Origin of the sequence: Bradyrhizobium sp. AZCC 2289 (assembly GCF_036924615.1) — a bacterium.
GTDB lineage: Bacteria > Pseudomonadota > Alphaproteobacteria > Rhizobiales > Xanthobacteraceae > Bradyrhizobium.
The window spans coordinates 603,252-622,566 of the sequence record NZ_JAZHRY010000001.1 but is presented as its reverse complement, the minus strand read 5'-3'; the positions used below and the strand labels follow the sequence as shown (position 1 = coordinate 622,566).

Below are 19,315 nucleotides of genomic sequence, written 5' to 3'. Positions count from 1 at the left end.
GGATCACGCGTCGGCCGATCGCGCGGTGCGTTCGGGATTATTTTTTTCGATGACGCCGCCTTGATGCACGCCCGAATCCGGCCGCGCCAGCGCGGGCGACAACGGAACGGAAAGGCGGCACAGCAGGCCCTCGCTGCGCCAATCGAACCTGGCCTCGCCGCCGAGTTGCGACTCGATGCTGGCGAGCACGGTCCGGGTGCCGAAGCCCCGCGTTGTCGGCTCTTGAACCGAAGGCCCGCCGGTCTCTTCCCAAAGCAACCGGAGCAGGCCCTGGTCGTTCTCCCATCTGAGCGAGAGCCGGCCCGACAGCGTCGACAGCGCGCCATACTTGGCCGAATTGGTGACGAGCTCGTGCAAGGCTAACGCCAGCGTCTGCGCGGTGGCAGGCTGCAACTGCAGCTCCGGACCGGACAATGCGATTTGATCGCCGACCGCATAGGGCGCGAGCTCCTCGCCGATCAGCCGTCGCATTTCCGCGCCCTGCCAGTTCGACAGCGACAACACCGTATGCACCCGCGCCAGCGCATTGATCCGCCCTTCCACCGAGCGGATGTAGGCCTTGACGTTTTCGCCTCGGGTCAGCCGGACGATGGATTGGGCCAGCGCCAGCGCATTCTTGGCGCGATGATCGACCTCCCGGGCGAGCAGGTTCTGGCGTTCCTCGGCATGCTTGCGCTCGGTGATGTCGACCGTGACGCCGCTGACGCGCACCACGCGGCCCGCTTTGTCGAGTGTGGCGGCGGCGGTGCCGACGCACCAGCGTATCTCGCCATTGGGGCGGATAACGCGAAACTCGGCCTCGTATGATTTTGCACCCTTGGCGAAGTGCGCCAATGCCTTGCGCAGTTCGCCGATGTCCTCCGGATGCAGCAACGCCTGTATCTTGGAAGGCGTCACCACGAAGGTCTTCGAATCGACGCCGAGAATCTGGTATTGGCCCTCGTCCCACATCCAGTCGCCATTGACCCAGTCCCAGTCCCAGGATCCCATTTTGCCGGCGGCGATCGCGAGACTTCGGCGTTGCTCGCTTTCCAGGAGCCGGGCGTGCGATTCCTCCAGCTCGGCGGTTCGCGCCCGCACGCGATCCTCGAGTTCGGCATTCAGCCGCTCCAGCTGCCGGGTCTTGCGGTACAGCTCGGCAAACACCTTGATCTTGGCGCGCAACACTTCCGGGACGACCGGTACCGGAACATAGTCGACGGCGCCCATCTCGTAGCCGCGCAGCCGGTCGAGATCGCTGACCTGAATGGCCGAAATGAAGATCATCGCCGTCTTCTGGAAACGCGGATGGTCGCGGATCATGGCGGCGAGCTCGAAGCCGTCGAGTTCCGGCATGCAGACATCGACCAGGATCACCGCGACTTCGTTCTTGAGCAGATATTCCAGCGCCTCCCTGCCGGATGCGGCGACGACCAGATTCTCGCCGAGCTCCTTGAGGATGACTTCATAGGCCAGCAGTTTTGCCGGCTGATCGTCAACCAGAAGAATATTGACTTTCTCGTTGTCCATCATTTGAACGCCGGTCAACGGTGTAGCCACATGCGGATGGCAAGCAGCAACTGCTCGGTGTTGACCGGCTTGGCCAGATAATCCGACGCGCCGGCCTCGAGACATTTTTCACGATCGCCCTTCATGGCCTTGGCCGTCAGCGCGATAATCGGGAGCCGGCGAAGCGCCGGGTTCTGGCGGATCACACCAATAGTTTGGTATCCGTCCATCTGGGGCATCATGATATCCATCAGCACGACGGCGATCTGGGGGTTGGACTCGACAAGCGCAACCGCCTCGCTGCCGGTGGTCGCGGTCAGGACCTTCATGCCGCGGCGTTCCAGCACGCTGCTCAGTGCAAAGATGTTGCGGGCATCGTCGTCCACGAGCAACGCGGTCCGGCCGACCAAATCCTCGTCGGAACTGTTGAGCTTTTCGAGCATTCGCTGCTTTTCGATTGGCAATTCCGTAATCACGCGGTGAAGAAACAGTGACGTTTCGTCGAGCAGGCGTTCCGGCGATTCCACGCCTTTGACCACGATGCTTCGCGCCATCGTGTGCAGTTCGGCGTCTTCCTCGACCGACAGTTCCCGCCCCGTGAACACCACCACCGGCACGTTCGATAATTGGTCGTCGTTGCGGATCCGGTCGAGCACCTCGAAGCCGCTCATGTCGGGTAGCCGCAAATCCAGCACGACGCAGTCGCACGGACTGTCGCGCAGGGTGGAAAGCGCGCCTTCGCCGGTATCGGTGGTCACGATCTCGATATCGTTGTGATCGAGCAGTTCCTTGATGCTCATCTGCTCGGCGGCATTGTCCTCCACGATCAGCAGGCGTTTACGGCGCGGCTTGGCATATTCCTTGATCTGCGACAGCGCAGCGCTGACGCCTTCGGTCGTGGTCGGCTTGTTGACGAAGGAAAACGCCCCGCGCGCCAGCGCATGCTGGCGGTCCTCGTCGAGCGTGATGATCTGCACCGGAATATGCCGGGTGAGGGGGTTGTGCTTGAGCTGGCTCAGCACCGTCCAGCCCAGCATGTCCGGCAGGAAGACGTCGAGCGACACCGCCGACGGCTGGAACTGTTTTGCCAGTTCCAGCGCCTCGGCGCCGTGGGCGGCAACCAGCACCTTGAATCCCTTGTCGCGGGCGAGGTCGACCAGCACGCGCGCGTAATGCGGGTCATCCTCGACGATCAACAGGATGGTGTCTCCGGGTTCGAGATTGAGCCGGTCATCCGGCAGCTGTTCGATGATCCGCTCCTGCGTCGCGGCCTGCAGCGCCGGCACGGCCGCGTAGGGCGGCGAGGCAGGGACGCGCGGTGCGACCGTCGGGCCGGAATATTTCAGCGGCAGATAGAGCACGAAGGTGCTGCCCTTGCCGGGCGTACTCCTCAGATGAATTTCACCACCGAGCAGGGTCGCCAGCTCGCGGCTGATGGCGAGGCCCAAGCCGGTGCCGCCATATTTCCGGCTGGTGCCGGCGTCGGCCTGCTGAAACGCCTCGAAGATCAGCTTTTGCTTGTCGTGCGGAATGCCGATGCCGGTGTCCGACACCTCGAACGCGATGACGGCGGGCGAATGATTCAGAATCGGATGCTCGGCGCTCCAGCCGCCCAGCGCGGCGGAAACGCTCAAGCGAACCCCGCCTTCGGCGGTGAACTTGAAGGCGTTCGACAGCAGGTTCTTCAGCACCTGCTGCAGGCGCTTCGAGTCGGTAATGATGCTTCGACCGAGACTGGGATCGAGATCGACGTTGAACGACAGTTGACGGTTTTCCGCTTCGTGGCGGAACGGCCGTCCCACGGTTTCGAGCAGGTTGGCGGTGAGGATTTCCTCGGCGTCGACCGTCACCGTTCCGGATTCGATCTTGGAGAGGTCGAGAATATCGCTGATCAAATTCAAGAGGTCGGTGCCGGCGCCATGGATGGTGCGCGCGAATTCGACCTGCTTGGCGGAGAGGTTGCCGTCCGGATTTTCGGTGAGCTGCTGGCCGAGAATCAGGATGCTGTTGAGCGGCGTCCGCAGCTCGTGCGACATGTTGGCGAGGAATTCCGATTTGTATTTCGACGTCAGCGAGAGTTCGGTGGCCTTTTCCTCCAGCGCGCGGCGCGCCTGCTCGATTTCCTGGTTCTTTCTTTCCACTTCGACGTTTCGCTCGGCGAGCTGCTGGGCCTTTTGCTCGAGCTGCTCGTTGGTCTGCTGCAATTCCTTCTGCTGGGTCTGCAATTCACCGGCGAGCTGTTGCGATTGCTTCAACAGGCCTTCGGTCTGCATCGTCGCCTCGATGCTGTTGAGCACGATGCCGATCGAATCGGTGAGCTGCTCGAGGAAGGTCATCTGTGAGGTCGTGAATGAACTGACGGAAGACAGCTCGATGACGGCCTTGACCTGATTCTCGAACAGCACCGGCAGCACGACGATATTTTTCGGTATCACCCGCAACAGCGCCGAGTTGATCGGGACGGCGTCGCTCGGAATGTCCGACACCAGCCGCTGTCGCTTGTCCATCGCGCATTGCCCGATCAGGCCGTCGCCAAATTGCACGAATAGCGGATGAGGATTGGCGCCGTCGCCCGCATAGGCCGACAGCAGCCGCAGTTGCGGATTGTCTTCATTCTCGACCTGGTAAATGACACCCATATGCGCATTGACCAGCGGGGTCAGTTCGGTCAGCAGCAATCGGCCCACGGTGGTCAGGTCGCGCTGGCCCTGCAGCATGTTGGTGAATTTCGCCAGATTGGTTTTCAGCCAGTCCTGTTCCGAGTTGACGTCCGTGGTCAGGCGGAGATTGCCGATCATGGTGTTGATGTTGTCTTTGAGTTCGGCGACTTCGCCGCGGGCGTCGACCTGGATCGAACGGGTGAGGTCGCCCTTGGTGACCGCGGTCGCCACTTCCGCGATTGCGCGCACCTGCGATGTCAGATTGGCGGCCAGCAAATTGACGTTGCCGGTCAGATCCTTCCAGGTACCGGCGGCGCCGGGCACGTTGGCCTGGCCGCCGAGCCGGCCTTCGACGCCGACTTCGCGCGCCACGCTGGTGACCTGATCGGCGAACGTCGCCAGCGTCTCGGTCATGTTATTGATGGTATCGGCAAGGGCCGCGACTTCGCCCTTCGATTTCACCGTCAGGTCCTGCTTCAAATCGCCGTTGGCGACGGCGGTCACGACCTTGACGATGCCGCGCACCTGCTCGGTCAGATTGGCCGCCATGAAGTTCACTGTATCGGTGAGGTCCTTCCAGGTGCCGGCGACGCCCGGAACCTGCGCCTGTCCGCCGAGCTTGCCCTCGGTGCCGACCTCGCGCGCGACGCGCGTCACTTCGCCGGCGAAGGCGTTGAGCTGATCGACCATCGTGTTGATGGTGTTTTTGAGTTCGAGGATTTCGCCCTTGACGTCGACCGTGATCTTTCGCGACAGGTCGCCGCGTGCCACCGCCGTGGTGACTTCGGCGATGTTGCGGACTTGCGTCGTCAGGTTGGCGGCGAGCAGGTTGACGTTGTCGGTGAGGTCCTTCCAGGTGCCGCCGACGCCGGGCACCACGGCCTGGCCGCCGAGCCGTCCCTCGGTGCCGACTTCGCGCGCCACGCGCGTCACCTCGGCGGCGAAGGAACGCAGCTGCTCGACCATCGTGTTCAAGGTATCCTTGAGCAGCAGGATCTCGCCGCGGACGTCGACCGTGATCTTCTTCGACAGGTCGCCGCCGGCGATCGCGGTCGCGACCTCGGCGATGTTGCGGACCTGCGCGGTCAGGTTGGACGCCATGAAGTTGACGTTGTCGGTCAGGTCCTTCCAGGTGCCGGCGACTTCGGGCACCTCGGCCTGGCCGCCGAGCTTGCCTTCGGTGCCGACCTCGCGCGCCACGCGCGTGACTTCGGAGGCAAACGCATTGAGCTGGTCCACCATCGTGTTGATGGTATTTTTCAGTTCGAGAATTTCGCCTTTGACGTCGACGGTGATCTTGCGCGAAAGGTCGCCGCGCGCCACGGCGGTCGTGACTTCGGCGATGTTGCGGACCTGGGCCGTCAAATTGCCGGCCATCGAGTTGACGCTGTCGGTCAGGTCCTTCCAGGTGCCGGCGACGCCGGGCACGTTGGCCTGTCCGCCGAGCCGCCCTTCGGTGCCGACCTCGCGCGCCACGCGCGTGACCTCGCCCGCAAAGCGGTTGAGCTGGTCCACCATCGTGTTCAGCGTTTCCTTCAACTGCAGGATCTCGCCGCGGACGTCGACCGTGATCTTGCGCGACAGGTCGCCGCCGGCAATCGCGGTCGCGACTTCGGCGATGTTGCGGACCTGGGCTGTCAGATTGCCGGCCATCGAGTTCACGCTGTCGGTCAAGTCTTTCCAGGTGCCGGCGACGCCCGTCACCTGAGCCTGGCCGCCGAGCTTGCCGTCGGTACCGACTTCGCGCGCGACGCGCGTCACCTCGCTGGCAAAGGCGTTGAGCTGATCCACCATGGTGTTGAGCGTTTCCTTCAACTGAAGGATTTCGCCGGATACGTTCACGGTGATCTTCTTCGACAGGTCGCCCTTGGCGACGGCGGTCGCGACTTCGGCGATGTTTCTGACCTGGCCGGTCAGATTGCTGGCCATCGAGTTCACGCTGTCGGTCAGATCCTTCCAGGTACCGGCGACGCCGCGCACCAGCGCCTGGCCGCCGAGCTTGCCTTCGGTACCGACTTCGCGGGCGACGCGCGTGACCTCGCCGGCGAAGGCGTTGAGCTGGTCCACCATGGTATTGATGGTGTCTTTCAGCTCCAGAATCTCGCCGCGCACGTCAACGGTGATCTTCTTCGACAAATCGCCATTGGCGACCGCGGTCGTGACCTCGGCGATGTTGCGGACCTGCGCGGTCAAATTGCTCGCCATCGAGTTGACGCTCTCGGTCAGATCCTTCCAGGTGCCGGCGACGCCGAGCACGTTGGCCTGGCCGCCGAGCCGGCCTTCGGTGCCCACCTCGCGCGCCACGCGGGTCACTTCGCCGGCGAAGGCGTTGAGCTGGTCGACCATGGTGTTGAGCGTTTCCTTCAACTGAAGGATTTCGCCCGACACGTTCACCGTGATCTTCTTGGAGAGGTCGCCGCCGGCGATCGCGGTCGCGACGTCGGCGATGTTGCGGACCTGCGCGGTCAGGTTGGACGCCATGAAGTTGACGTTGTCGGTCAGGTCCTTCCAGGTGCCGGCGACGCCGGGCACCTGCGCCTGACCGCCCAATTTGCCTTCGGTGCCGACCTCGCGGGCGACGCGCGTCACTTCGGAGGCAAAGGAATTGAGCTGGTCCACCATGGTGTTGATGGTGTCCTTCAGCTCGAGGATTTCGCCGCGGACGTCGACGGTGATTTTCCGCGAAAGGTCGCCGCGCGCAACCGCCGTGGTCACGTTGGCGATGTTGCGAACCTGGGCGGTCAGGTTGCCGCACATCGCGTTCACGGAGTCGGTGAGATCCTTCCAGGTGCCGGCGACGCCGGGCACGATCGCCTGGCCGCCGAGCTTGCCGTCGGTGCCGACTTCGCGGGCGACGCGGGTGACTTCGGAGGCGAACGAGCGCAGTTGGTCCACCATCGTGTTGATGGCTTCCTTCAACTGCAAAATCTCGCCGCGCACGTCGACGGTGATCTTCTTGGACAAATCGCCGTTGGCGACAGCGATCGTGACCTCGGCGATGTTGCGAACCTGGCCGGTCAAGTTGTTGGCCATCGAGTTCACGCTTTCGGTCAAATCCTTCCAGACGCCGGTCACTTCGGGCACCTGCGCCTGGCCGCCGAGCTTGCCCTCGGTGCCGACTTCGCGGGCGACGCGCGTCACCTCCGAGGTGAACACGCTGAGCTGCTTGATCATGGTGTTGACGATATTGGCCGACTGCAAAAATTCGCCGCCCAGCGGGCGGCCATCGACATCCAGTTGCACGGTCTGCAACAGATCGCCCTGCGCAACGGCGGCAACCGCGCGGGTCACCTCGCGCGTCGGCCACAACAAATCGTCGATCAGCGTGTTGACCGATCCCTCCATGTCGGCCCACGAACCGCTCGACAGATCGAACTTGACGCGCTGGCGGGTTTTGCCTTCGCGGCCGACGACCTGGCCGACCCGTTCGAGCTGCTGGGCCATGCGCTGATTGGCGGCGACGATTTCATTAAAAGTGTCGGCGATCTTGCCTTCGATCCCGAGATGGTCCCCGGTCATCCGCACCGAGAAATCGCCGGCTCGCATCGCCTGCAGCGCGTGCAGCAGATCCTGCAGCGAGTCCGGTTTCCCGTTGGCCTCTGATTTTCGCTTTGAGATAGGGCGAAGGTTCGGCGGTGCTGCCGGATCGAGGTCGCTCATTGCATTCCCCCAAGCATGTACGAGAGAAAATCTGAGTCGCGTGCGTTATGCACGCGGCTGCTTCTCTCACATCAGACGGCAGCAACGGGAACCGCCAAAGGAGGCGTTCCGGCGAACTCAGCCCAATTGACCCAAGTCGCGGACGAATCGTTGGTTCCCTGGGGTCGGTAAAAATCCTGTCAGCACCGAGGGTTCCCATGGGTTCCCTTCCGGGTTCCCTGGGAACGCCCAAAGCAAAAACGCCCCGGCAAGCCGGGGCGTTTGGCGTTAAGAATTGGTCAGGAGACGTCAGGAACCTTTCGGGTTGATCTCGGTGTAGCCGCCCTTGGCGTCCCATTTGTAGACGACATAATCGAGCTGCTTGATGTCGCCCTTGGCGTCGAACTCCAGCTTGCCGATCACGGTATCCCACGCGCCGGCCTTGATCGCGTCCATCACCTTCTTCGGATCGGTGGTGCCGGCCTTCGCCACCGCCTGCGACCAGACCTGCAGTGCTGCATAGGTGTAGAGCGTGTAGCCTTCGGGATCGATGTTGTTGGCCTTGAACTTCTCGACGATGACCTTGGCGGTCGGCTTTTTGCGCGGGTCGGGACCGAAGGTGAACAGCGTGCCTTCGCCGGCAGGGCCGGTGATCGAGGCGAACTCCTTGTCGGCCAGCGCGTCGCCGGCCATCAGGACGGTCTTCAGGCCCTGGTCGCGCATCTGGCGCAGGATCAATCCGGATTCCTGATGGTAGCCGCCGACATAGACCAGATCGATGTTGTCGCGCTTCAGGCGGGAGACGATGGCGTTAAAATCCTTGTCGCCCTTGTTGTAGGACTCGAACATCTTTTCGGTGACGCCGGCCTTATTGAGCGCCTTCTTGGTTTCGTCGGCCAGGCCTTTGCCGTAGGTGGTCTTGTCGTTGAGGATCGCGATGTTCTTGCCCTTGTAGTTTTTCGCGATGAAGTCGGCAGCGACCAGGCCCTGCTGGTCGTCGCGGCCGCAGACGCGCGCCACGTTCCACAGCTTGCGTTCGGTGTACAGCGGGTTGGTCGAGGCCGGCGTAATCTGCAGCACGTTGCCGTCGGCGTAGGCTTCCGAGGCCGGGATCGACGACGAGGAGCAATAGTGGCCGGCGACGAACGGGATTTTCGCGCTGGCGATCTTTTCCGCCACCGAACGCGCCTGCTTCGGATCGCAGGCATCGTCCTCGACATCCAGCACCAGTTTCTTGCCGGTCACGCCGCCGGCGGCGTTGAGATCGGCGATCGCCTGTTCGGCACCGTTCTTCATCTGGCGGCCGAACGCGGATTCGCCGCCCGTCATCGGGCCGGCCACCGCGATGGTGATGTCCTGCGCGAGCGCACTTGCCGACAGCGCAAGCGATGCGCCCAATGCCAGGCCGATGAGTTTCAGTGATTTCATGAGGGATCCTCGCGGGTAGGTCGCTTTCGGGAAATACCCGGGCACGCCGGGTACGACAATCCGGTGCATTGTCGACTGATTTTGCCGCGAAGTCATCGGCAATTTTCGGGCAAATCCACGCTCCGTTCGCCGCATCTTGCCGCAGTTTTCGCGGCGGGATGACGGAGGGAGCGGAGCTAGCCCCGGCGTCCGCCTTCCAGGTAGGCGGCGCGAATCTCCGGGCGCTGCAGCAGTTCGCTGCCGGTCCCCGACAGCGTGATCAGGCCGTTGACCATGACATAGCCGCGATGGGCCAGTTTCAGCGCATGGTTGGCGTTCTGCTCGACGATCAGCACGGTGAGGCCGTCCTGCCGGTTCAAGGTCCGGATCGCGTCGAAAATCTGCCGCGCGATCAGGGGCGCAAGGCCGAGCGACGGTTCGTCCAGCATCAAGAGGCGAGGGCGGCTCATCAAGGCGCGGCCGATCGCCAGCATCTGCTGCTCGCCGCCGGACAGCGTGCCGCCGCGCTGGGCCATGCGCTCCCTGAGCCGCGGGAACAGCGTCAAGACGCGCTCCAGGCCGGCCGCGCGATCGGCCTCGCTGGACTCGGTCGCGTCGGCGCCCATCTGCAGGTTTTCCGCGACACTCATGCGCGGAAAGATCCGCCGGCCTTCGGGCGACTGGGCGATCCGCAGCCGTGCGATCTGGTGCGTCGGCACACCGGTGATGTCGTGGCCGTCGAACTCGATCTGGCCCGAGCGCGCGCGCGGCTTGCCGAAGATCGTCATCATCAGCGTCGACTTGCCGGCGCCGTTGGCGCCGATCAAAGCGACGATCTCGCCGGCGTTGATCTCGATATCGACGCCCTTCAGCGCCTCGATCTTGCCGTAGGCGGCGTGGAGGCCGCGGATCGCGAGCAGGGGCGTTGCGGCCGGCGCGGTCACGTGCCGCTCTCCATCACGGCGATCGCTTCCTCTTCGTCGGTGCCGAGATAGGCCGCGATCACCTTGGGATCGTCGCGCACTTGCTGCGGGGTGCCTTCGGCGATCTTGACGCCGTAATCCATCACCACGACGTGGTCGGAAATCTCCATCACCACCGACATGTCATGCTCGATCAGCAGGATCGAGGTGCCCTGACCGGCGCGGATCGAGAGCAATAGTTCGCTCAGTGCGGCGCTCTCGCGTGCGTTCAGCCCGGCGGCCGGCTCATCGAGGCAGAGCAGCGCCGGCTCGGTGCACATCGCGCGCGCGATTTCGAGGCGGCGCTGATCGCCATAGGGCAGATTGCCGGCGGCCTCGTCGGCGCGGTCGAGCAATCCGATGCGCTCCAGCCAGGTCCGCGCCAGATCGATCGCGTGTTGCTCGGCGCTGCGCCACGACGGCGCGCCCATCAGCCCGAGAAAGGTCAGGCCGGAGGCGCGCATCAGCGCGTTGTGCTGCGCCACCATCAGGTTTTCCAGCGCTGTCATGCCGGGAAACAGCCGGATATTCTGGAAGGTGCGTGCGACCTTGGCCTGTTTGGAAATCCGGAAATCGTTCAGCCGCTCGAGCCGGATGGCGCGGCCGTCATCATGCGTGAGCTGCATGGTGCCCGATGTCGGCTTGTAGAAACCGGTGATGCAGTTGAACACGGTGGTCTTGCCGGCGCCGTTCGGCCCGATCAGCGCGGTGATCTTGCGCCGCTCGGCGCCGAAGGAGAGATCGTTGACGGCGACGATGCCGCCGAAGCGCATCGACAGCCGGTCGACGGACAGGATGTGATCGCCGTTCATCCGTGCCCCTCCTTGACGAGGTCGGATGAGATCGCCTGGTTGCGCTCCAGGAAAACCGTCGGGGCGCGATGGCCGATCAGCCCGCGCGGCCGCCAGATCATCAACAGCACCATTGCAATGCCGAATACCAGCATGCGGTACTGTTCGAGCCCGCGGAACAGCTCGAAGCCGCCGATCATCGCGAGCGCCGCCAGCGCCACGCCGAGCTGCGAGCCCATGCCGCCCAGCACCACGATCGCCAGCACCAGCGCCGATTCCTGGAAGGTGAAGGATTCCGGGCTGATGAAACCTTGTCGCGTGGCGAAGAACGCGCCGGCGAAGCCGCCGAACATCGCCCCCGTCGCAAATGCCGTCAGCTTGGTCGTCGTGGTGTTGATGCCGAGCGCGCGGCAGGCCACTTCGTCCTCGCGCAATGCTTCCCAGGCGCGGCCGATCGGCAAACGCCGCAGCCGGATCGTGACCCAGTTGGTCAGCAGCGCCAGCGCCAGGATCAGATAGAACAGGAACACGATGCGGTGGGTCGGCGAGAATTCGATGCCGAGTTTTGCGGCAAGCCCATCGTCGCCCGGGGTGAGCGGAATGCCGAACATGGTCGGGCGCGGAATGCCGGAAACGCCGTTCGGTCCGCCGGTCAAGCTCTGCCAGTTGATGATAACGAGCCGGATGATCTCGCCGAATGCCAGCGTGACGATGGCAAGATAGTCGCCGCGCAGCCGTAAGACCGGGAAGCCCAGCATCACCCCCCACAGCGCCGCGAGGATACCGGCGAGCGGCAGGCAGATCCAGAACGACAGCCCGAAATTGGTCGCCAGCAGCGCGTAGGAATAGGCGCCGACCGCGTAGAACGCGACATAGCCGAGATCGAGCAGGCCGGCGAGGCCGACCACCACGTTCAGCCCCCATCCCAGCATCACGTAAGTGAGCACGAGGATGCCGAGGTCGAGAATGTAGCGCTGATCGTAGAAGATGACGGGCACCAGAAAGGTGAAGATCAGCAGCACCGGCGCGACGCCGCGCCGCGCCAGCGCGAGGGCGCTCTTTACGTTGGTCGGAACCACTCTGACGGTGCTAACCGGCCCCCACCATTGCCGCAGCAATTCGACGACGATGCTGCCGCCGAACACGGTTGCGACCATGGCGGCGAGATCGCCGAACCGGGTCCAGTAAATCAGCTGACCGGTCGGCCCTGCTTCGGTGCGGACGCCGATCATCAGCAAGAACAACACCAGCGCAACCAGCGCGCTGATAAGCGCCTTCTTGAAGATGAAGGCTGCGCCCAGCGCGTGCGAGGCTCGTGTTAATACGGCTGGGGGCGCGTTCACTCGGCCGCCCGTCAGACTTTTTCGACTTCGGGCCGGCCGAGCAGGCCGGTCGGAAGGAAGATCAGCACGATGATGAGGATCGAGAAGGCGGCGACATCCTTGTATTCGACCGAGAAGTAAGCCGACCACATGGTCTCGATCAGGCCGATGGCGAGCCCGCCCAGCATCGCGCCGGGCAGCGAGCCGATGCCGCCGAGCACGGCCGCGGTGAACGCCTTGATGCCGGCGACAAAGCCCATGTTAAAATCGACCTGGCCGTAATAGAGCAGGTACATCATGCCCGCGACCGCGGCGAGGGCGGCGCCAATGACAAACGTCATGGAGATGGTGCGATCGACGTCGACGCCGAGCAGCGCCGCCATGGTCTGGTCCTGTTCGCAGGCCCGCATGTCGCGGCCGAGCCGGGTGCGCGCCACCAGCCAGGTGAACAGCCCCAGCAGCACGATGGTGGTGATGACGACGACGATCTGGACGTTGGACAGTTGCACGACAAAGCCGCTGGCGCCCTCATGCAGCGTGTAGCCGCCTCTGATGATCGGCGGCACCGGCTTGACGCGCGCGCCCTGGGCGATCTGCGAATAATTGGTCAGCACGAATGACATACCGATGGCGGACAGCATCGGCGCGAGGCGGAACGAGTGCCGCAGCGGCCGGTAGGCGATGCGCTCCACGGTCCAGCCGTAAAGTGCTGTGATCGCCATCGAGACCAGCAGCACGATCAGCAGGATCAGGGGGATCGCGGTCAGGCCGAACGAGACCAGGATCAGGAACGAGATCAGCGCGATGAAGCCGCCGACCATGAAGATGTCGCCGTGGGCGAAATTGATCATGCCGACGATGCCATAGACCATGGTGTAGCCGATGGCGATCAGGCCGTAGACCGAGCCGAGCACGAGGCCGTTGATGAGTTGCTGGGCGAAATAATCCATGCGCTGCCGCTTTTAGAGAACGACGCGACGAGGCCCCCGGCAGCCCTGAACGACGCGTCGGGTCGGTTTCTAACAGGTGGGAACCCGGTGCGGCAACAGCGCTCGCGGCGGCTTAAGGGCTTGTACATAGCTAGTTTTTGCGACGGGGTTCCGCCGTCACAGTGGCGACATGCGGTTGCCGCGCAATCTCCACCTGGGAACTGCGGTTCCACCGCAACCAATGCCGGCGCCCCGAGTTATCGCCCGGCGACGTTCAACAACGGAGATCCCCGAATGAACAACCCAAACCAGAACCCGGGCCAGCAGAACCAGAACCCGAGTCAGAAGCCAGGTCAACAGCAGGGCGGCGGCCAGAAGCCGGGCCAGCAGCAGCAGGATCCCAGCCGTCAGGGCCAGAAGCCCGAGCGTGATCGCTAGTTCGGATCAAAGCCGAAGTTAAGGGAAAGGTCTCGCCGAAAGGCGGGACTTTTCCTTTGGGCTGGTGGTACGCTGGTCCGCTTGCCCCGGCCATTAAGGTAAACAAAGGGTTTAAATTGCCGCCTGCTGTTGAAGCGAGTTAGCTCGCTGCTCAAACCGCCGCCCCGGTCCGGGGCTCGCGGAACAAGCGGGAAGCGACATGTTCAGCAACTGGCGGATCAGCTCATTCAACGGCGCGCTGCTGGCGGCCTATTTCATTCCGTCCTGGACCGTCATCGCGTTCAACATCATGATTTCGCCGGTCCACGGGCTCTATGAGCGGCCGAACATATCGGTTGCGTTGTTCATCAGCGACCATCTGCAACTGGCCGGGATGGCCACCGTGCGCGTCGCCTGGCTGTTGGCGCTGGGCCGGATGACGGTGGTGGCGTTCTTTGCGATCTTTCTCCTCTTCCTCGCCCGTGCCGCGATCCGCAAGAGCGGCGGCGGCAATGAAGCGCTCGGTGTGGCGCTTGCGATCGGCTGCGTGATCAGTTTCGCCAGCATGGTGCTGGCGTCGCAGGTCGGCGAGACCGAGGCGCTTCGGCTGCACGCGACCGAATTGTTGATGCTGCTCGGCACCGCGATCGTTCTGCTGGTCGAACCGCCGGCGAAACCGCAGGCCCAAACGCAGGCGCAAGTGCAGGCCGATTCCGGTGCGACGTCCGGCGACCTATCCCTTCAGCAATCCTAATTCCGCGACGATCGCGGCCGCTTCCTTCACCGCGTGATTGGCGGCCGGCACGCCGCAATAGATCGCCTGCTGCAGCAGGATTTCCTTGATATCGTCGGGCGTAAAACCGCCTTCCGCCAGCGCCGCGCGCACGTGCAGGCGAAACTCGTCCCACTGGCCGAGCGCGACCATGGTGCCGATCACGAGCACGCGGCGGGTGCGGTGGTCAAAATGCGGCCGGGTCCAGATATCGCCCCAGGCATAGCGCGTGATCAGGTCCTGGAAATCGGTATTGAACGCATTGCGGTTGGCGATCGATTTGTCGACCCAGGCATCGCCGAGCACTTTTCGGCGCTGGGTCATGCCGTCGTCGCGGCGTTTCTGGTCGTCCATTGAGTCTCCTCCCGTCATTGCGAGGAGCGATGCGACGAAGCAATCCATTCTTTCTTTGCGCTGTGAGATGGATTGCTTCGCTTCGCTCGCAATGACGTTGTTACGGTTGCGTCAGGAAACCGACCACCGCGTCGGTGAAGGCGTGCGGCTGCTCGACATTGGAAATATGCGCGGCGTCCAGGATCGTGAGACTCGCGCCGGGAATTTTGCTGCGGATGAACTCGCCGGCCGCAATCGGCGTTGCCATGTCGTGACGGCCGGCGATCACCAGCGTCGGGCTCTTGATCGCTGGCAATAATTCGCGCTGGTCGAGCGTGCTCAGCGCCTCGCAGCAGGCGAGATAGCCTTCGACCGGCGAGGCCAGCAGCATCGCCTTCATGTTGGCGGCGATTTGCGGCTCGCGCTCGCGAAAATCCGCCGTCAGCCAGCCTGCTATGACGGTATCCGCGACCGCTGACATGCCGCCTTCCTTCACCGCCTTGATGCGGTTCAGCCAATTGGTCGGGTCCGGATAATAACAGGCGGTGTTGGCGAGGATGATCTTGCCGAAGCGATCCGGCGCGTTGGCGCCCAGCCATTGCCCGACCATGCCGCCCATCGACAGGCCGCACCAATGCACCTTGGCGATGTTGAGGTCGTCGAGGATCGCCAGCACGTCGCGGCCGAACCGTTCCATCGAATAGGGGCCAGGCGGCACGCCGGATTTGCCGTGGCCGCGGCGGTCATAGCGGATGACGCGAAATACTTGGCCGAGCGCCTTGATCTGCGGCTCCCACATCTGCAGCGTACAGCCCAGCGAGTTCGACAGCATCAGCGTCGGTCCGCCGTTGCGGCCTTCGACGGATACGTTGAGCAGGCAACCGTCGGCGTCGATCATCGGCATTTTTCGTTCCTCGTCGTGCGCGCACAAAAGCGCGAAGCGCGTCTTCTACCTGACTACCCGCGCATCCATCTAAGAAGAAGTCCAATCAAGAAGATGGATTGCCGGGTCAAGCCCGGCAATGGCATCTCGGTTATTTGTCGTCGAGCGAGGCGAGCAGGCGGTCGATCAGCGCTTGCGAGGCGCCCTGATAAGCCATCGGCTCGAACAATTTTGCAAGCTGGCCGGCGTTGAGATGTGCGGCGACATTCGAGTCGGCAGTCAACACGTCGCGCAGGTGTTTCTTCTCCGCAACCGCCTTCTTGCTGGCCGCCTCGATCAGATGATGCGCGTCGCTCTTGCCGATCGTTTCGGCAAGCCGCATCGTCACCGCTTCCGCCATGATCAGCCCGCCGGTCGCCTCGAGATTGACGCGCATGCGCGCGGCGTCGATCTCGAGCCCTTCGGCGATATCGACGATCGCGGCGAGCGCACCCGAGGTGACGAGCAGCAGCGTCGGCAGGGTCGGCCATTCCGCATGCCACGGCCCGGCGCTGCGTTCGTGATCCTGCACTTGGGCGGCAAAGATCGTCGCCGCGAGATTAGGCGCCATGGTGGCCGCCGCCAGCGCGCTGGCTGCCGCGACGGGATTGCGCTTGTGCGGCATGGTGGAGGAGCCGCCGCGGCCTTCGCCCGAGGGCTCGAAGGCTTCGGCGACGTCGGTCTGCATCATCAGGGAAACGTCGCGCGCGATCTTGCCGCAGGTGCCGGCCAGGATCGCGAACACCGAAGCTGCTTCCGCGATGCGGTCGCGATGGGTGTGCCAGGGCGCGTCCGGCAGCGGCAGTTTCAGTAGCCCGGCCAGCTTTTCGGCGACCGGCAAGCCGTTGTCGCCAAGCGCCGCCAGCGTCCCGGCGGCGCCGCCGAACTGCAGCGCCAGCGTCTCGCTGCGCAGCCGCTGCAGCCGCTTGCGCGAGCGGTGCAACGCCGCGGCATATTCGGCAAGCTTGAGCCCGAACGGCATCGGCAGCGCGTGCTGCAGCCAGGTGCGCGCGACCATCGCGGTGGTGCGATGCCGGCGCGCCAGTGTGGCGAAGCCCGCGACGGCGCGGTCGATATCGCCGAGCAGCGCGTCGATGGCGGCGCGCAAGGTCAGCATGGTAGCGGTATCGATCACGTCCTGGCTGGTCGCGCCCCAATGCACATAGCGCGCGGCCTCGGCATCAGCCTTGGCGACGTTGGCGGTCAGCGCCTTGACCAGCGGGATCGCCAGATTGCCGGATCGGGTCGCGGCCTCGGCGAGGGCTGTGAGGTCGAATGATTCGACCTTGCAGGCGCCGGCGATCGCATCAGCCGCGCGCTCCGGAATGACGCCGATGTTGGCTTCGGCGCGCGCCAGCGCGGCCTCGAAATCGAGCATGTTTTGCAGGCATGCGGCATCGTCGCATACCGCGCGCATCGCGGTACTCGACAGCATCGGCGCCAGCAAGGGAGAGAGGGAGGTGCTCATCTGCGCGCGACCTAACCATCCCCGGTTGACTCTGCCAATGGCCTCCGATCGGTTTGCGTATTTTCTGGTCACGCGCCGGCCTGCGGCGCCCGCGAATATGCATCGCTCATTGTCGGAAGGTGGCCTTTCTTTTGGGCCAAGCGTGCTTTACTTGGGGGAATAGTTTGACGCGATCCAGGAGGCCCCCATGGCCATGACGATGAACGGCGAAGTCCAGCTTGCGGCGCCGCGCGAGGCGGTGTGGGCCAAATTGAACGATCCGGAAGTGCTGAAAGTCTGCATTCCCGGCTGCGAGGAACTGGAGAAGACCGACGATGGCGGCTTCCGCGCCACCGCCAAAATGAAGGTCGGCCCGGTCTCCGCCCGCTTCAAGGGCAAGGTCATGCTGAGCGATCTCGATCCGCCCAACGGCTACAAGATCTCGGGCGAGGGCGAGGGCGGGGTTGCCGGTTTCGCCAAGGGCGGCGCCACGGTGGGGCTGGCCGAGAAGGATGGCGGGACGCTTTTGAGCTACAATGTCGAGGCGCAGATCGGCGGCAAGCTGGCCCAGCTCGGGCAGCGGCTGATCAACGGCGCGGCCAAGAAACTGGCCGACGAGTTCTTCGCCAATTTCGCCAAGGCGGTTCAGGGTTGATTCCCGAAAAAGCCTGATCCCTGAGACGGCTAGACCCCGCCCGAGAGTCCCGCCAGGTCATATCAGGCCATGCCCCAGCTGAGGTTGCTCATTGCCGGCATGGCCCATATTATGGCCTTCGAACGTTTCTAAACGCCTGTTCTGCCGATATTCGGCAGGGCAGCCCAAGAGAGTGCTGATGGCCAAGATTTCCCTGATCGTGAACGGCAATCCCGTAAACGCCAATGTCGACCCCCGTACCCTGCTGGTCCAGTTTTTGCGCGAAAATCTGCGCCTGACGGGCACCCATGTCGGTTGCGACACGTCGCAGTGCGGCGCCTGCGTCGTCCATCTCGACGGCAAGGCGGTCAAATCGTGCACCACGCTGGCGGTGATGGCCGACGGCCATGAGGTCAAGACCATCGAGGGCCTGGCCGCCGACGGCGCGCCGCTGCATCCGATGCAGGAAGCCTTTCGCGAGCATCACGGCCTGCAATGCGGCTTCTGCACCCCCGGCATGATCATGACCGCGGTCGATATAGTGCATCGCAAGGGCCATGACCTCTCCGACCATGTCATCCGCGAAGAGCTCGAAGGCAATCTGTGCCGCTGCACCGGCTATCAGAACATCGTTCAATCGATCGCAGCCGGCGCCAAGGCGATGGCCGAGTCTGACCTCGCATAAAGTCTGACCTCGCATAAAGTCCGACCTCGCTTAAACCAGATCATCGCGACTGCGATCAGGAAATTCCCGGGAAACTTTCATGTACGAATTCAAATATCATCGTCCGGCAACCGTGCGGCAGGCAGCCAATCTTCTGGTGAAGAACGAAGACGCCAAACTGATTGCCGGCGGCCACACGCTGGTGCCTGTGATGAAGCAGCGGCTCGCCAGCCCCCCGCATCTGGTCGACCTCTCCCATATCGAGGGGCTGGATACGATCGAGATGAAGGGCCGTGCGCTGGTGATCGGCGCCACCGCCAAGCACGCCGATGTCGCCACCTCCGCCATCGTCGGCGAGGCGATCCCGGCGCTGGCCGAACTCGCCGGCCAGATCGGCGACCCCGCGGTGCGCCACAAGGGCACCATCGGCGGCTCGCTCGCCAACAACGATCCGACCGCGGACTATCCGGCCGCGTGTCTCGCGCTCGGCGCCACCATCGTCACCAACAAGCGCCGCCTGAAGGCCGAAGAGTTTTTCCAGGGACTGTTCACGACCGCGCTGGAGAGCGACGAGATCATCACCAAAGTGATGTTCCCGGTGCCGAAGAAGGCGGCCTACGTCAAGTTCCGGAATCAAGCCTCGCGCTACGCGCTGGTCGGCGTGTTCGTTGCAAAACGTCCGTCGGACGTGCGGGTGGCCGTTACCGGTGCCGGCTCGGACGGCGTGTTCCGCGTCACCGCGTTCGAGGAAGCGCTGAAGAAGCGTTTTTCGCACAAGGTGCTCGACGGCCTGTCGGTGCCGGCGGAAGGGCTGAACAGCGACCTGCACGGCAGCGCGGAATATCGCGCGCATCTGATCGGGGTGCTGACGCGCCGCGCGGTCGAAGCTGCGACCGCCAAAGCGTAAAATTGCGAATTCCTGCTCTAT

Annotated in this window: 15 protein-coding genes; 5 read left to right on the top strand and 10 right to left on the bottom strand. The window is 63.7% G+C overall.

Annotated features, from left to right (window positions below):
• Positions 1 to 3 precede the first annotated feature (3 nt).
• From V1289_RS03240 to V1289_RS03210, 7 genes are all read right to left on the bottom strand, one after another.
• Positions 4 to 1,509, bottom strand: coding sequence for a sensor histidine kinase (locus V1289_RS03240; RefSeq protein ID WP_334395604.1), 1,506 nt, complete (start codon positions 1,507 to 1,509; stop codon positions 4 to 6).
• Positions 1,510 to 1,523: 14 nt separating this feature from the next.
• Entirely contained in the window at positions 1,524 to 7,808 is a 6,285-nt protein-coding gene (locus tag V1289_RS03235; protein WP_334395603.1) for a HAMP domain-containing protein, read from the bottom strand.
• 288 nt (positions 7,809 to 8,096) lie between these two features.
• Positions 8,097 to 9,215: a branched-chain amino acid ABC transporter substrate-binding protein gene (locus tag V1289_RS03230; protein WP_334395602.1), complete on the bottom strand. Its 1,119-nt coding sequence runs from the start codon at positions 9,213 to 9,215 to the stop codon at positions 8,097 to 8,099.
• Between the two features lie 176 nt (positions 9,216 to 9,391).
• Positions 9,392 to 10,138 carry an ABC transporter ATP-binding protein gene (locus V1289_RS03225; RefSeq protein ID WP_334395601.1) on the bottom strand — a complete coding sequence of 249 codons (747 nt, stop codon included), beginning with the start codon at positions 10,136 to 10,138 and terminating at the stop codon, positions 9,392 to 9,394.
• A complete protein-coding gene (locus V1289_RS03220) occupies positions 10,135 to 10,968 on the bottom strand; it encodes an ABC transporter ATP-binding protein (RefSeq protein ID WP_334395600.1) in 834 nt (277 codons plus the stop codon). Before V1289_RS03220 ends, V1289_RS03225 begins: the two co-directional genes overlap by 4 nt.
• Positions 10,965 to 12,290, bottom strand: a complete 1,326-nt coding sequence (livM, locus tag V1289_RS03215) for a high-affinity branched-chain amino acid ABC transporter permease LivM (RefSeq protein WP_334395599.1) — start codon at positions 12,288 to 12,290, stop codon at positions 10,965 to 10,967. The genes V1289_RS03220 and livM overlap by 4 nt, the downstream gene beginning before the upstream one ends.
• Positions 12,291 to 12,301: 11 nt before the next feature.
• A complete protein-coding gene (locus tag V1289_RS03210; RefSeq protein ID WP_334395598.1) occupies positions 12,302 to 13,219 on the bottom strand; it encodes a branched-chain amino acid ABC transporter permease in 918 nt (305 codons plus the stop codon).
• A 273-nt stretch (positions 13,220 to 13,492) separates the two neighbouring features.
• On the opposite strand from V1289_RS03210, the gene V1289_RS03205 reads away from it, so the two are divergent.
• Positions 13,493 to 13,636: a hypothetical protein gene (locus tag V1289_RS03205; RefSeq protein ID WP_334395597.1), complete on the top strand. Its 144-nt coding sequence runs from the start codon at positions 13,493 to 13,495 to the stop codon at positions 13,634 to 13,636.
• 199 nt (positions 13,637 to 13,835) lie between these two features.
• Entirely contained in the window at positions 13,836 to 14,369 is a 534-nt protein-coding gene (locus tag V1289_RS03200; protein ID WP_334395596.1) for a hypothetical protein, read from the top strand.
• Here the strand turns inward: V1289_RS03200 and pcaC are convergent.
• The 3 genes from pcaC to V1289_RS03185 all read right to left on the bottom strand — a co-directional run bounded on the left by pcaC (position 14,349) and on the right by V1289_RS03185 (position 17,110).
• Complete coding sequence (gene pcaC / locus V1289_RS03195; RefSeq protein ID WP_074275021.1) at positions 14,349 to 14,741, bottom strand: 4-carboxymuconolactone decarboxylase; 393 nt, start codon at positions 14,739 to 14,741, stop codon at positions 14,349 to 14,351. The genes V1289_RS03200 and pcaC overlap by 21 nt on opposite strands.
• Positions 14,742 to 14,841: 100 nt before the next feature.
• Positions 14,842 to 15,624 carry a 3-oxoadipate enol-lactonase gene (gene pcaD, locus V1289_RS03190; protein WP_334395595.1) on the bottom strand — a complete coding sequence of 261 codons (783 nt, stop codon included), beginning with the start codon at positions 15,622 to 15,624 and terminating at the stop codon, positions 14,842 to 14,844.
• Positions 15,625 to 15,754: 130 nt separating this feature from the next.
• Entirely contained in the window at positions 15,755 to 17,110 is a 1,356-nt protein-coding gene (locus V1289_RS03185) for a 3-carboxy-cis,cis-muconate cycloisomerase (protein ID WP_334395594.1), read from the bottom strand.
• A gap of 187 nt (positions 17,111 to 17,297) precedes the next feature.
• Here V1289_RS03185 and V1289_RS03180 point away from each other — a divergent pair, with 187 nt between their 5' ends.
• The 3 genes from V1289_RS03180 (at position 17,298) to V1289_RS03170 (ending at position 19,294) form a co-directional block, all read left to right on the top strand.
• Positions 17,298 to 17,744 (top strand): SRPBCC family protein, encoded by a 447-nt coding sequence (locus tag V1289_RS03180; RefSeq protein ID WP_309177959.1) that lies wholly within the window; start codon positions 17,298 to 17,300, stop codon positions 17,742 to 17,744.
• Positions 17,745 to 17,922: 178 nt separating this feature from the next.
• The gene (locus V1289_RS03175; RefSeq protein ID WP_334395593.1) at positions 17,923 to 18,408 is read left to right on the top strand and encodes a (2Fe-2S)-binding protein; all 486 of its coding nucleotides are present in this window, start codon (positions 17,923 to 17,925) and stop codon (positions 18,406 to 18,408) included.
• A gap of 79 nt (positions 18,409 to 18,487) precedes the next feature.
• A complete protein-coding gene (locus tag V1289_RS03170; RefSeq protein ID WP_334395592.1) occupies positions 18,488 to 19,294 on the top strand; it encodes an FAD binding domain-containing protein in 807 nt (268 codons plus the stop codon).
• Positions 19,295 to 19,315: the final 21 nt, after the last annotated feature.

Excerpts from the sequence above, each read along its gene's own strand:
- V1289_RS03240 (WP_334395604.1), bottom strand. The coding sequence starts at position 1,509 with ATGGACAACGAGAAAGTCAATATTCTTCTGGTTGACGATCAGCCGGCA.
- V1289_RS03235 (WP_334395603.1), bottom strand. The coding sequence starts at position 7,808 with ATGAGCGACCTCGATCCGGCAGCACCGCCGAACCTTCGCCCTATCTCA.
- V1289_RS03230 (WP_334395602.1), bottom strand. The coding sequence starts at position 9,215 with ATGAAATCACTGAAACTCATCGGCCTGGCATTGGGCGCATCGCTTGCG.
- V1289_RS03220 (WP_334395600.1), bottom strand. The coding sequence starts at position 10,968 with ATGAACGGCGATCACATCCTGTCCGTCGACCGGCTGTCGATGCGCTTC.
- V1289_RS03210 (WP_334395598.1), bottom strand. The coding sequence starts at position 13,219 with ATGGATTATTTCGCCCAGCAACTCATCAACGGCCTCGTGCTCGGCTCG.
- V1289_RS03205 (WP_334395597.1), top strand. The coding sequence starts at position 13,493 with ATGAACAACCCAAACCAGAACCCGGGCCAGCAGAACCAGAACCCGAGT.
- V1289_RS03200 (WP_334395596.1), top strand. The coding sequence starts at position 13,836 with ATGTTCAGCAACTGGCGGATCAGCTCATTCAACGGCGCGCTGCTGGCG.
- pcaC (WP_074275021.1), bottom strand. The coding sequence starts at position 14,741 with ATGGACGACCAGAAACGCCGCGACGACGGCATGACCCAGCGCCGAAAA.
- pcaD (WP_334395595.1), bottom strand. The coding sequence starts at position 15,624 with ATGCCGATGATCGACGCCGACGGTTGCCTGCTCAACGTATCCGTCGAA.
- V1289_RS03185 (WP_334395594.1), bottom strand. The coding sequence starts at position 17,110 with ATGAGCACCTCCCTCTCTCCCTTGCTGGCGCCGATGCTGTCGAGTACC.
- V1289_RS03180 (WP_309177959.1), top strand. The coding sequence starts at position 17,298 with ATGGCCATGACGATGAACGGCGAAGTCCAGCTTGCGGCGCCGCGCGAG.
- V1289_RS03175 (WP_334395593.1), top strand. The coding sequence starts at position 17,923 with ATGGCCAAGATTTCCCTGATCGTGAACGGCAATCCCGTAAACGCCAAT.
- V1289_RS03170 (WP_334395592.1), top strand. The coding sequence starts at position 18,488 with ATGTACGAATTCAAATATCATCGTCCGGCAACCGTGCGGCAGGCAGCC.